The sequence below is a fragment of the Rhodococcus sp. ACT016 genome (assembly GCF_050477185.1).
Taxonomy (GTDB): Bacteria; Actinomycetota; Actinomycetes; order Mycobacteriales; family Mycobacteriaceae; genus Prescottella.
The window spans coordinates 91,716-103,779 of record NZ_JBEAET010000002.1 but is presented as its reverse complement, the minus strand read 5'-3'; the positions used below and the strand labels follow the sequence as shown (position 1 = coordinate 103,779).

Annotated in this window: 12 protein-coding genes and 1 pseudogene; 5 read left to right on the top strand and 8 right to left on the bottom strand. The window is 63.8% G+C overall.

Going from position 1 to position 12,064, the window contains the following annotated elements:
* Positions 1-65: 65 nt before the first annotated feature.
* The 3 genes from aztC to aztB form a co-directional block, all read right to left on the bottom strand.
* Entirely contained in the window at positions 66-995 is a 930-nt protein-coding gene (aztC, locus tag ACQ5DX_RS27365) for a zinc ABC transporter substrate-binding protein AztC (protein ID WP_430335902.1), read from the bottom strand.
* Positions 992-1,954: a hypothetical protein gene (locus ACQ5DX_RS27360; protein ID WP_430335901.1), complete on the bottom strand. Its 963-nt coding sequence runs from the start codon at positions 1,952-1,954 to the stop codon at positions 992-994. The genes aztC and ACQ5DX_RS27360 overlap by 4 nt, the downstream gene beginning before the upstream one ends.
* A gap of 285 nt (positions 1,955-2,239) precedes the next feature.
* Entirely contained in the window at positions 2,240-3,100 is an 861-nt protein-coding gene (gene aztB, locus ACQ5DX_RS27355; protein ID WP_430335900.1) for a zinc ABC transporter permease AztB, read from the bottom strand.
* 89 nt (positions 3,101-3,189) lie between these two features.
* Between aztB and ACQ5DX_RS27350 the strand changes: the two genes are divergently transcribed.
* Both ACQ5DX_RS27350 and ACQ5DX_RS27345 read left to right on the top strand, forming a co-directional pair.
* Positions 3,190-3,843, top strand: coding sequence for a metal ABC transporter ATP-binding protein (locus ACQ5DX_RS27350; protein ID WP_430335899.1), 654 nt, complete (start codon positions 3,190-3,192; stop codon positions 3,841-3,843).
* A 524-nt stretch (positions 3,844-4,367) separates the two neighbouring features.
* Positions 4,368-4,757, top strand: a complete 390-nt coding sequence (locus ACQ5DX_RS27345; RefSeq protein ID WP_430335898.1) for a hypothetical protein — start codon at positions 4,368-4,370, stop codon at positions 4,755-4,757.
* A 20-nt stretch (positions 4,758-4,777) separates the two neighbouring features.
* Here ACQ5DX_RS27345 and ACQ5DX_RS27340 read toward each other — a convergent pair whose 3' ends face one another.
* Positions 4,778-5,110, bottom strand: a complete 333-nt coding sequence (locus tag ACQ5DX_RS27340) for a histone-like nucleoid-structuring protein Lsr2 (protein WP_430335897.1) — start codon at positions 5,108-5,110, stop codon at positions 4,778-4,780.
* A gap of 730 nt (positions 5,111-5,840) precedes the next feature.
* Here ACQ5DX_RS27340 and ACQ5DX_RS27335 point away from each other — a divergent pair.
* Positions 5,841-6,269, top strand: coding sequence for a GNAT family N-acetyltransferase (locus ACQ5DX_RS27335; RefSeq protein WP_430335896.1), 429 nt, complete (start codon positions 5,841-5,843; stop codon positions 6,267-6,269).
* Positions 6,270-6,903: 634 nt separating this feature from the next.
* On the opposite strand, the gene ACQ5DX_RS27330 is transcribed toward ACQ5DX_RS27335, so the two are convergent.
* Positions 6,904-7,944 carry an NAD(P)/FAD-dependent oxidoreductase gene (locus tag ACQ5DX_RS27330; RefSeq protein WP_430335895.1) on the bottom strand — a complete coding sequence of 347 codons (1,041 nt, stop codon included), beginning with the start codon at positions 7,942-7,944 and terminating at the stop codon, positions 6,904-6,906.
* An 810-nt stretch (positions 7,945-8,754) separates the two neighbouring features.
* Positions 8,755-9,126: a hypothetical protein gene (locus ACQ5DX_RS27325; RefSeq protein ID WP_430335894.1), complete on the bottom strand. Its 372-nt coding sequence runs from the start codon at positions 9,124-9,126 to the stop codon at positions 8,755-8,757.
* Between the two features lie 93 nt (positions 9,127-9,219).
* Here ACQ5DX_RS27325 and ACQ5DX_RS27320 point away from each other — a divergent pair.
* Both ACQ5DX_RS27320 and ACQ5DX_RS27315 read left to right on the top strand, forming a co-directional pair.
* Positions 9,220-9,587, top strand: a pseudogene (locus ACQ5DX_RS27320) (integrase core domain-containing protein); the annotation flags it as partial.
* A gap of 48 nt (positions 9,588-9,635) precedes the next feature.
* On the top strand, positions 9,636-9,887 hold the full coding sequence (locus ACQ5DX_RS27315; RefSeq protein ID WP_430336346.1) for a hypothetical protein: 252 nt from the start codon (positions 9,636-9,638) through the stop codon (positions 9,885-9,887).
* 217 nt (positions 9,888-10,104) lie between these two features.
* Here the strand turns inward: ACQ5DX_RS27315 and ACQ5DX_RS27310 are convergent, their stop codons facing one another.
* Positions 10,105-11,190, bottom strand: coding sequence for a CU044_5270 family protein (locus tag ACQ5DX_RS27310; protein WP_430335893.1), 1,086 nt, complete (start codon positions 11,188-11,190; stop codon positions 10,105-10,107).
* 16 nt (positions 11,191-11,206) lie between these two features.
* Positions 11,207-11,758, bottom strand: a complete 552-nt coding sequence (locus tag ACQ5DX_RS27305; RefSeq protein WP_430335892.1) for an RNA polymerase sigma factor — start codon at positions 11,756-11,758, stop codon at positions 11,207-11,209.
* Positions 11,759-12,064 lie beyond the last annotated feature (306 nt).

The window sequence follows — 12,064 nt, the reverse complement described above, 5'->3', positions numbered from 1 at the left end:
TGCGCACTGGGAGTCTTCTCCATTCTCGAAGGTGGGTGACGGGGAATCCGTCGATATGGCGATGTTCAGCGAGCGGCCGCACGGAGGCCGTCGCTGATTTGGGATGCGTTGAACCGCATCATGTTCAGGTAGGTGTCCGCCGGCGATCCCGGCCCTCCGAGTGATTCGCTGTAGAGGCTGCGGATATCCACGTCGATGCCGGCGGAATCGGCGAGTACTCGCGCGAGCCGGTCCGGCTGTGAAGTGTCGACGAAGATGGTGCTGATGCCGTTGTCGCTGATCGCCCCGACCAGGGATGCAAGGTCGGATGCGCTGGGTGAGGCCAGTGTCGTTCCGCTGGGCACGATCGCGCCCATCACCGTGAATCCGTAGCGTTGCGCAAGGTAGGCGAAAACATGGTGGTTGGTGATCAGCTTTCGTTTGGTCTCCGGGATTGCCTGAAATAGCTGTTCCATCAGCGCATCCAGAGCAGTGAGTTCCTTCGCGTAGGACGCAGCCCGCTGTCGGAGGGTGTTGGCGTCGACGTGCGGTAGGTGCTCGATCACCTGGTCGGTGATGCGTTCGACGGCCCGAACAACCCGCGTGGGATCGGTCCAGAAGTGGGGATCTGCCTGTCCCGCAGTGTCCCCGGACGTGTACTCGATCGGGTCGACCGCGGCACCTACTTCGAAGGTGGGCACTCCCTCACGAGAGGCTGCTTCCACATGATGTAGCACGCCTTCCTCGAGCCTGAGACCGTTGAAGATGACAAGGTTCGCGGTCTGCAGGGCATGCGCCTCCTGCGCGGAGATGGCGAACGAATGAGGATCGGCGTTGGGTTTCATCAAGACGGCGACGTCAGCTTCGTCTCCGACGATCGCTCCGACGATGTCACCGAGGATGTTGGTGGTCACCACGATGCGGGACGAGTCGTTGTTCGCCATCGGCCCGCAGCCGCTGAGGAGCGTGACGCACAACGTGAGTGCCGCGACCGCCGATGCCAGTTTCGCTCTCACCGCCCGATCTCCACCATCAGGTCGGGCTTCGCGTCGACCGCGAAGGTTCGTGCCGTACGCAGACCATCGCCGTAGTCCAGCTCGTAGATCTCCAACGCAGTGGGATCGGCAACGTAGGCACGTGAGGTGTCGAGTCGGATAGGCCCGGGGGTTCCGGCGGGAAGCAACGGGGCATCGGTGATCGTGGCGGAATCGGTCAGGCCCGTGGCACGGACGTGGCCGTCGCCACCGAGGCTGAGGACGTATTCGCCGTTGGCGGGCGAGTTTGCGGCGACGACCGGCGCGGCACCGGCAGTCTCGATCGGCACGTAGTGGAGGGTCTGCTTGGAGACGTTGACGTTCCAGACGCCTGCGCCGGCCACTGCTGCGGCCTCGTTGCTTCGCGGCCGGTAGTGGAACTCGCCTACTCGTTCAGCATCTTTCGGATACGGAATCATGAGGCTTTGTTCGCCGTCGGGCTTGTGTTTGACCAGGAGGACTCCCTCGCCGCACCCGATAGCGACGCCGCTGCGCAGGATCGCCCATCCGGCAGGCTCGCGACATTCTGCATCCACCGCGCCGGAGGGGTTCCCGTGCAGATCGACCGATGCCATCCCGTGTGAGCGGGAGACAAGGAATCCGTCCTGGTACGGGACGGCGAAAGGAACTGCCGCGTCGGAGGTGAATTCACCGACGATCGTGATCTGCCCGGATTCCAGAGCACGGCGGTCGACAACGGTGATCGTGCCGTCCGCCGTGCCGATCGCAGTGTGACGAGCATCGCCGATGATGCTCTTCATCGGAGCATCCAGGCTGACGGTTCCGACCGATGTGGTTGGTGCGCGGTAGTAGTGGACGTGATCAACGTGGTCGACGGTCCACACTCCGGGATCGATCACCTCGATCGTGCGGTCACCGTCACTGGCATAGACGAATCGTCCGTCCTCGACGAGGGCGTCGGCGTTGATGGTCAGGTTCACCAGGTCGGTGGTTTCGCCTGCCAGGTCGAGGATTGCCAGTTTCGTGGATCCACGCTCCGCATACGCCAGGCCGACCTGTGCGTCGGCGACCTCCGTGGCGCCTTCGACATAGCCGTGCGGGGAGGCCTCCGACGCAGCGGGTGTACCGGGTGTGCCCGCGGAGGTGTCTGGGGATCCGCACCCACTCAGGAGGGCCGCAGCTGCTGAAAGTGCTGCACCGAACGCGATCGATCTCGAAACGTGAGCGGGGGCGGGGTGGCTGCGCGGTATCAATGGCGGCCCTTTCTATTTGGTGACGAGATGCGTGAGGCGTGCCGGTCGGACAGCGAAGCGGCCCGCGATGCTCTGTCCTGCGGCAAGGACGAAGAAGACGGCGACGGCGGTCGCCGCGATCGACGCTCCGGCAGCAGTGCCCAGGTGCCAGGACAAGAGCACACCTACGACGGTTGAGAAGGAGCCCAGCGCGAAGGCCGCGACCATCACCACCGGGATCCTTCGCGCGACCAGGAGTGCGGCTGTCGACGGGGCGATGAGCATGCCGAAAGACAGCAACGTCCCGACGACGTGGAAAGACACCGCGATCGTCCCAGTCAGCAGGATGAGCATGACGACGTTGGCCAGATCCGGCCGAAGGCCGAGGGTCCGTGCCTTCCTCGGGTCGAAACTCAGCGCGAGGAACGGCCGGTACAGCGGAATCGAGACGGCCGCGATGGCCAGGAATGCGACGGCGAGAAGCGCCAGATCCTGTGTGCCGATGGCGAGTACGTCACCGAACAGAAACGCCGTCAGATCGGTGGCGAAGGATCGGGAGTGCGAGACGATGATGACCCCCAGCGACAGCATGCCGACGAACAGCAGTCCGATGCTCGTGTCCTGCCCGAACCGGCGACTCCTCCGTAAGCTGTTGACCCCCAACGCCATCGCCAATGCACTTGCTCCCGCTCCGAGTACCGGGCTCCCGCCCAGGGCGGACGCGATCGCCACCCCAGGAAGCATCCCGTGACTCATCGCGTCACCGAGGAACGTCATTCCCCGCACGATCACCCACACCCCCACCAGCGCACTAATCGCGGAGAGGAGGACTCCCCCCACCACCGCCCGCACGACGAACGGGACCGTGAACGGATCGAGCAACTCCACAAGCATGAGAGCACCATACTGGTAATGAGAATCATTATCGTTATAGGGTGCGGTGAACCGGTCGAGTTGCAGGGAAGCGAGTCCAATGAGGGTGAATGAGCGTGGATGATCGCGATGCCATCGTTGATGCGGATCAGGTGTCCTACCGGTATGGCGCTCGCCCTGCTTTGAACGGGGTCTCGTTCACCATCACCAGCGGAACGCTCGTGTCCCTTGTCGGAGGCAACGGGTCCGGCAAGAGCACGCTCCTGGCATTGATTGCCGGCGTGTTCGCGCCGGACGCCGGTTCGCTCATATGCCGAAACAGGCTCCGGCCGGCAATCGCTTTCCAACGCTCGATGAACACAGACGAGCTCCCTCTCACCGTTCACGAATGTGTGATGCTCGGGCGCTTCGGCCCACATCGCCTGCTACGGCGAATGACCAGGGCCGATCGGCGAACCGTGGACGAGTTCATGGAAAAGCTCCGCATCGGCCACCTCGCCCGGAAGCAACTACGCGATGTGTCCGGAGGCCAGCGCCAGCGAACCCTGATCGCGCAGGCTCTCGCTCAGCAGAGCGATCTACTCCTCCTCGACGAACCCTCAGCCGCGCTCGATACAGAGGGACAACGGGCCATAGACGAACTACTACGCGAGCAGACGAACGCTGGCACCACCGTCATCCAGGCCACACACCGTGCGCAGGACGCGGCCGGCAGCGATCAGGTGCTCGAGCTCGCGGACGGCCACCTGATCAAGTACGCGTAGCGGGACAAAGGTCCGGTGACGGTCAAATGGCAAGTCCCCGATTCTGATCCCATAGGCCAACTCCAGATTCGATGGAGACATCGAACAACCGGAAGGATCGAGCGTCTTCACGCCCTTCGTACGCGCTGCCGCATGACGATCGCTGCCCGTAGGGCAAGCCCGATCATGGGCCGCGCCGGTGACCAGGTTACGAAGCATTGCGCCCGTGCTCTAGCGCCACAACCAATGAAGGGCTCCGTCCCGGGGCCGCTCAGCACCGACGACGGAGTCGACGCGCTCGAGCGAGGTACGCGGGCCGCGAGCAGATCGCTGTCTGGGCGACTATCGCCGACCCCAAGATCGAACTAGGCGGCGCAGAGCGAGGGCGCTAGGTATGGGACTCCTTCGGATAGCTACTGCTGTTCAGATTGAACCCGGACCGTCCAACGCGTGCATCGGTCAGATGGTCCGGAGCTCGAGGGGGCGCCGAGGCTAGTCTCGAGGGAAAGTTAGTCGAGCGTCTTCGTGTCAGGAGTGAAATCCCTATGTACGAAAAGGATCTCAGCCAAGAACAGGCCGTCCTTCAGGCCGCAATCGACTACATCCTGTCGTTTCCGATGCAGTCGCCCGAGGAAGTCCCGAGCGAGCTGGCGTCGCGCCCCGGCCTGATCAGGCTTGAGTTCGGCCCCCTGGTCCGGTACCCCGCGTTCCAGTTCCGATCGGACGCCCGCACACAGGAGCTCGTCGAGGAGATCAACCGGATACTGAAGGCGCAGGACGACCCGTGGGCCATCGCATCGTGGTGGTTCTACCCGAATCGCTCGACGACCGACGAAGCGATGCCCGTCGAACCGCTGGATAATCCGAGTAGACATGACGAGCTCATCTCCCTTGCGCAGGGCGAAGTCGCGGACGACCAGTCCCGCTGGTCGTAGCCGCTCCCCGCTGCCTGACCTCAGTGAGCCGCCGCGTATGCCTCGACGATGTCCGCGGCGACCCGACCACGAGCGGAGACGGTGTAGCCGTTCGCGTTGGCCCACTCCCGGATCTGCTGAGTGCTGGCACCATTCGAGGCCTGCTTGGCCGGCCGGGTGGCCTTGCGGCCTCCGACTCGAGTGGCGTACTTGATGTAGTAGTCCAGCTTCCTGTGAAACTCGGTGGCGTTCTTGTCGTTGAGGTCGATGCTGTAGTCGACGCCGTTGACCGCGAAGCTGATCGTCTCGCCACCGATGTCGATCGGATCCCCGTCGAGGTCATCGACCAGCTGAACTACAACCTTCTGCGCCACGTGCATTCCTCCTCGTTGATGGGCCCGACGCACTGACTTTACTGCAGGTCAGGGGCGATACTCGAGTCATGGAATCGAGCGATCAGAAACCTGATGAGGCTGAACGCTTCTGGGCCGAGGCGGATCGGGCGAAGGGTAGTACAAAGGCTCGACGCAGTCTCCGGAAGGAGTCCGAACGGTTCTCAGTGTCGCTCAAGCACGGCTTGGACGAGAACCACTGAGACTTCGAGAGACAGACCGGACCGGCCTACCAGCCAGGTGTCGGTCCGTCCACTACGGGCGAGCGAACGTGTCCTGCGAACGGAGTCCAGGAATCAACGCCAGAGATCACTCGACAGCAGCCGGTTCTGTTCGATCGGAACCAACCCGGCGTCGTAGCCCCCGAGCCTGTTGTATACCTGCCGCATCGTCCTTTTGTCGGGACGGATAGCGGCCGACGTTGAGGCAGGCGGATCGGTTGTGTTCCGTCTCCCCCGGGCTCAAATCACGCCCTCGCAGAGTTCCGTACGGCTGGAGCTGCATTGCGGCTATCGCCGAGAGGCGACCGAACGCTTCCGGTCCTTGGTGGTCTGCCAAGTCGGATCACTGTCGAGGAGTGATGGAGGCCTCAGCGCGCTTGAGTGCATCTCGTGATGCAGCACTAGTCCCGGGCAGCGACACTCACAACCGGGAACCGGATGCCCCCAGGCCGGCCCACCCCGGCCCCGCTTCGTACTGCCACTATCGACAAATGATCAAGATCCGACTTGCTGCCTCATCAGACCTAGCCTGGCTCCAAGAGCGCGACGCCCACATCGACCCCGGCGAGCTCGCATCAATCATCCGACGAGGACGGATCCTCCTCGCCGAGAACGACAACCAGATCGCGGGATGGCTGCGATGGGGCATGTTCTGGGACGAAATCCCATTCATGAACATGCTCTTCGTCGACTCCGCAAAACGCAACCAGGGCATCGGCGGACATCTCGTCCAACACTGGGAAGAAGCGATGCACCACGACGGACACACCCACGTCATGACCTCCACACTGGCCAACGAATCCGCACAACACTTCTACCGCCACATCGGATACCTCGACTGCGGCGCACTACTGCTGCCCGACGAACCGATCGAGATCCTCCTCCGCAAAAACCTCCCCACCCCACCCCGACACCCCTGAGGCGGAGCCTGCCCGGGAGCGAAGCCGCCGAACCACACCCGCATACCGCCGGCCACGGAACGGGACATGCCATCAGTGCCGCCCAGGACACCACAACGCCCCCACACCCAACCAGGGTGTGAGGGCCGAGCAGCACCACGCGAACACGATCGGTGACACCGACCAGCGGAGACCCCGTCCGCGTCCTTCGGGCCGGGCCGCCACCCCCATCAGACCGGATCAAACCCCGGAGCCGACGCATCACGCGCGACGACCCGGACCACGATCCCCTCACGCTCGACGCCCGTGAACCCCGCATCCGACAGGACCGCCAGCGCGTCCCCCAGATCCACACGCGTCAGATCGAGCCCGGGCGACCTGTGGTCCGATGATGCGACACCTCCATCCACCCGAGCCCGAGCGTCTGCATTTCCGCCGTGCTCATCAGCTCATTCCCTCCCCCAACCCGGGCGTCGCTTTGCCTACTCACGGGCGCCTCCTGATCCGTCGATCCAGAAGACTTCTCCGCGATTCCAGAGAGTTGGCCACCCGGCCGCAAGGCGGCGGACAAGCGGGCCCCACACCGGCCACGCAGCGGCTACGCGGAGCCAACCGAAACTCGGTATACCTCAGGGTCAATGGGGATTTCTTGCCCTCAGGCGAGATCCCGGGCCACATGCAACCCAATCGCCCCAGAGAGAATGATCGCAGGGTGCGCAGCAGCCAGATAGAGCCCCGGCACACCCTTGGCGTAGCCCAACAGAGGACGACCACCGCGCGGGATAGGACGATCCACCACTACAGCATCGATCAGTTCCACCTGGTCACCACCAACGAGTAACCGGCGCAGCGCCCTCAGAGTCGGCTCGGCCAGTTCGCGCACATTGCCCCCGAAACCGACCGGAACATCCTCCGCCGCGATCAATGTCGTGTCGTCCAACTGCCTGACCTCAAACTCCGGGGTGGACAGAACCCCTCTCACGAGCGGATACGGCGTTGAACATCTGATCAGGCAGCACGGTGAGGCATCGACCTCGACGACGACTCCGGCCGACGCCGCGAGTTCAGGGATCGCGGTGCCTGCGGCGAGCACGATCGTCGAGCCATAGACCGGCCCGTGAGGAGTCACCACACCGCACACTCTGCCCCCTTCCTGGAGGAGAGAAAGCACGGGCTGCCCGTAGCGCACTGTGGCGCCGTGATCTTCAGCATTCCGAAGGAGCGCTCGGGTCAACGCAACCGGGTCAACTCCGACGTCGTCTGGCGCGTACGCGGCCACCGTCGGGGCCTCACATAATCCCGGCTCACGATCAAGGACATCCTCCCCACGCAGGAGTTCGATCGGATGGCCGAGCGCACGATGGGCGTCGACGAATTCCCGCGTCGCCACCTCAGTCTCTTCCCACGTGATCGCTCCCCCGCGACGCAAACCGAATGGTTCACTGAGTTCACGCTCGAGACGGCCGAACTCGTCGGCGGCGCTGCGCCGAAGCCGATCGGAGAAGGCCGCGCAGGCACTCTTCGCAAGGCCGACCCAAGCGAAGGAGTTGCCGGTCACCCCTGCTGCTGCGGAGTCTCCCTCCAATACCGCGACTTGGTGACCAGCACGAGCCAGATAGGACGCGATTGACGCACCAACGATTCCGGCACCAACCACCAGAATCGAGCCGTCATCTCGATCATTCAACCGTGACATGAACAAGACGGTATCCGGACGCTTCATTTGCGATTTGCGGCCTTCGTACCGGCGAGAGGACGGAGTCGTGCCACAGCTCAGTTCTGTGCACACACTCCGAACAGCACACGAACGGCCCTCACACCCAAGGGTGCACGGGCCGACAGACGGGCTCATTGACAGCGCATCAACGCACCCGAGACAGTCCCCAACCAGCACGCCGCACCACCACACCCACAAGCAACCCCAGCACCACAGGCACAGCAACCAGGGCCACATACAACCACCCATCCACCGCAGGCCCTTCGGATGCGATCACCCGTCGTCCCCACGCCGGAAGTCCCGTCTCCGGACCCTCACCGATCACCACCGACGGCTCAGGCTGCCCACCCCACCACCACTGAAAGATACCCAGCGACACCAGACCACACACCAGCCCCAACACACCGAAACCACCCACAGTCCTACCCACCACACGCTCCTCCCAACCCACAACACAAACCCAACCACACCCCAGCCCCACCGGGACATGCCATCCACCCCGGTCAGGAAACCAAAAGGCCCCACACCCGAAAGGTGCAGGGGCCGACGGCGTGAACCTCAAGCGATCAGCCGCGGCTACGACGAGGACCGATCGACGGCCCTCATCACCTCGCTTATTCTCACCTCGAAACACGCGCGCCAGCGCCACCTCCTCCAGGTCGGTCGCCAGCGCCACGTCAGGATCTTAGAGACCGTCGACCGCGGAATCCCGGACCGCTCGCTGACCTGCTGCATCTGGGTGACGGCGTAGCGAACGTCAGGCAGCTCAAGGAGCGAGCGCATCACCTCCTACGGGACTGGGCCGTCCAGGTGCTCGACGAGCGCCCGCAGCACGAGCCGGCCGGGGACAACCACCGAGATGTCGGAGACCTCAGTGGGCGCGTTCTTGGCGTAGTCGTCCCACTCCTCGCCGCGCCAGCTGCCGACACGGATCGGGTTGTGGATGGTGTCGATGTGCTGGATCGTGAACGGTCCCGGCACCAGAGGTAGCAGATGCTCGGTCACGAGCTGGATCAGCACCACGTGAGTGTCGACGTCGAGCTGGCGCGGCTCGACCAGGCCAGAGTCCTCGGCGGCGCCGATCCATTCCCAGATGACGTTGCCGTCGTTGAATCCCCACTTGCTGAACAGCCCGAACGCAGGCAGGTACAGGTCGTCCACCGGTGCTTCTTCCTCATCTGTCGTTTGCGGCGGAGGTTGGCGCGGCGCCGCCGAAGGGACCGTGCCGTACGCGCTGGCTTTACGGCTTGGCGCGACGGGTTGTCCCGCCTCGCTTACACCGAAGCTCTCACTGCCGAGAGGGCTACCACCCCAATCATGTTCGTGCACAGAGCCTTTGCGTTCTTCGTCGCCCACGGCATCGAACACGTTCACCGCGTCGTCACCGACAACGGCATCCGACTTCGCGAAGGTGCTGCACGGGGCGCGGCATCAGCGGATCACCCCGTACACCCCGCGCCATAATCGACACAGTCGAACGCTACAACAGAATCCTCGCCAAGGAGTTCCTCTACGCGCGCACCTGGACCAGCAACGCCCAGCTTTCCGAGGCTCTGCAGGTATGGAATATCCACCACAACTACCACCGACCCCACACCGCCGACGGCGACCGGCCGCCTGCGGGCACAGCGCTGCAGCTTCGTCGCCTGCCGCATCAGCAGCGCGAACTGATGAGCCGACCACAGCGACACCGCGGCGTTCGTCGCGCCTTCCGCTCCGCATACCCGGAGCTATCGAACGGACGGCGTGACACCCCGATCGCGACCCTACTGGCGAACACCTGCCAGGAGATCAGTGTCGGCAAGGAATCCCACATCATCGTGTCCAACGCCGGCAAGCGGGCCGCGTACCAGGACGTGTCCCCCGCACCTGAACAGTCGCAGGCGATCTATGACCTGGTGTCCGAGTGCTGCCTGAAGTGATGTCCCTGTGGGAGGGACGCTGTCGAACTTGATCGGAAGTGCCCCTCCCACTGCGCCCCTGGGATACCCATGAGACTTGGACGACGACCAGTAGAGGCCGACTTGCGCAAGGCGCAAGGCGCGAGTCGCAAGGCAGCCGAGAGCCGAGCCGGAGGACGACCATGCGACGCCGGATTGCGTTGCGGCGTCCTGGGATGCGCCGGATTTGGCATTCCGGCTATCGCGTCCCAGAGCCGACCGTTTCCCCCGCCGCATCAACAGCCAACCTTGTGACCGAACTGAACTCCACGGCCGTACCAGGCGGAATGTCGTCGTAGCCGTCGAGCGTGACGACACGCTGGCCGATGAACTCACCGGTTACGGGATCGATGATGATCTCAGTGCGCCGGCCGTCGTTGACGACGCCGACTCCGGTGCCGATCCGCCCATCGAGGTTGGCCTGCCCATCGGTGACCTCAAGCGTCTGAAGTGCGATCAGAGCGCGGTAGATGTTGCTGGTTACGTGGTTGCTCACCAGACCGCTGCGCAGGCCCGAAGCGACGTCGGACAGTAGCTGTGCGTCACTTCCCGATTCGGCTCGCAATTTCTCGTACAACGCCGTCGGGTCGTCGGGTAGTCCGTCAAGGTACTCAGCGGACGGGTTCGCGAACGACGCCGGCACAGCGTCGTCACCCGCGCTCGGGAAGAACTGTCCACGCCGACCACGGAATTCTCCCTCGGGCCATCCCGGTCCGAGCGCCGACTTTCCAGCGATCTCTTCGTTGCCCACAACCCACTGCCGATGCGGCGACACTGAACGACGTTGCAGCCATTCGTCGTTCGTGTCTGCCGGGATCCAGGTCTGAAGAATGTTCTCCCCCAGGTACGCGAACGTTCCATACTCACCGTCGCCTGACGACATCCACCATGCATGCTCCTCGACGAAGGTGAAGGCGGCACGCGTCGACGGCGTACTCGCCAGCTTCTCGGACGACGCGAGCAGCAGCGCGTCAACCGTCATCCTCGTGGGATCCGCGGCCAGGGGTGACTCCTTGCTTGGGCCAGCAGTGGAGTCGGCGCCGGGGTTGCTCGACACGACCGAGGTTCCGACCACCACGCCCCCCGCGAGGAGGGTGACCGCGGCAGCAACCGCGATCCACACACGCGACTTCGGTGTCCTCGATTCGGCCATCAAGGTGTCGATCCGTCGGTCGGCCATCAGGTTGTCGATCCGTGCGGCGAGTCCTTCGGGGAGCTCCGGCACGTCACCTCCCAGTCGGCACAGGTCGGCGTCGAGCTGTTCATCGGAGATCGTCTCGTTCATGTTTTCTTCCTTCATCTCAGGACCTGTCCAGGACCTGGGGATACGATCGTTTGAGTGCCGTCCGCGCACGGAAGAGCCTCGTGCGCACGGTGGCTGGAGGCAGATCCAGCACTCTCGAGATCTCCAACGGCGTCAGATCGGCCCATGCGACGAGCAATATCACTTCACGCTCTTCGATACGCAGGTTCGACAGAGCAAGTGCCAGTCGCGAATCCAGCGTCCAGCCGAGATCCGCAGGGTCGTTCGACACAGTCGTCGCTTCCGCGGCGAGGTTCCTCGCCGAGGCCTTCAGCCGACGTGCTTCGGCGCGGTAGTAGTGGCGAATCTTGTTAGTCGCGACGCCGAACAGCCACGATCGGCTCTGCGCGATGTTCGCGTTGTACCGATCACGAATTCGCCAGGTTTCCAGGAATGCGTCCGCGACGATGTCCTCGGCCGCGGATTCGCCTACCCTGCGCACGACATAGCGGTACAGCGACTGCGCATGAGCGCTATAGAGGTCCTGCCAGTCCGCGGCTTCCAACCATGGCCCTCTCGTGTCGGGTTCGGTGTCGGTTTCGATACTCACACTGTCTATTGCCCGCGTGACATTCCAGCGTTCCCATAGTCGTGAAGGAGTTGGCTAGAACACACCGAACACCCGGTCCTGCCCCATTTCGAGCCGATCGACGCCCGGTTACGCGATCGATGTGGCCGACAACGCGGACAAGGCCGCCCCGCGTAGTCCCGTGACGGCAATATGGCCACCGCGTCGCTGAAGGCCCGGGCATCGCACCCTCGGCACTAGAACGACCCGCCGGGCGGTGACTACATCTTCTAGCGCGGCACTGCCCGGTTCGTCGACGGCGTGCGCCTCCGTCGCGAACACATGGAG

What these genes read in the sequence shown, in the direction of transcription:
- aztB (WP_430335900.1), bottom strand. Translation starts at nt 3,100, where the DNA reads ATGCTTGTGGAGTTGCTCGATCCGTTCACGGTCCCGTTCGTCGTGCGG.
- ACQ5DX_RS27350 (WP_430335899.1), top strand. Translation starts at nt 3,190, where the DNA reads ATGAGCGTGGATGATCGCGATGCCATCGTTGATGCGGATCAGGTGTCC.
- ACQ5DX_RS27345 (WP_430335898.1), top strand. Translation starts at nt 4,368, where the DNA reads ATGTACGAAAAGGATCTCAGCCAAGAACAGGCCGTCCTTCAGGCCGCA.
- ACQ5DX_RS27335 (WP_430335896.1), top strand. Translation starts at nt 5,841, where the DNA reads ATGATCAAGATCCGACTTGCTGCCTCATCAGACCTAGCCTGGCTCCAA.
- ACQ5DX_RS27330 (WP_430335895.1), bottom strand. Translation starts at nt 7,944, where the DNA reads ATGTCACGGTTGAATGATCGAGATGACGGCTCGATTCTGGTGGTTGGT.
- ACQ5DX_RS27315 (WP_430336346.1), top strand. Translation starts at nt 9,636, where the DNA reads ATGAGCCGACCACAGCGACACCGCGGCGTTCGTCGCGCCTTCCGCTCC.
- ACQ5DX_RS27310 (WP_430335893.1), bottom strand. Translation starts at nt 11,190, where the DNA reads ATGAACGAGACGATCTCCGATGAACAGCTCGACGCCGACCTGTGCCGA.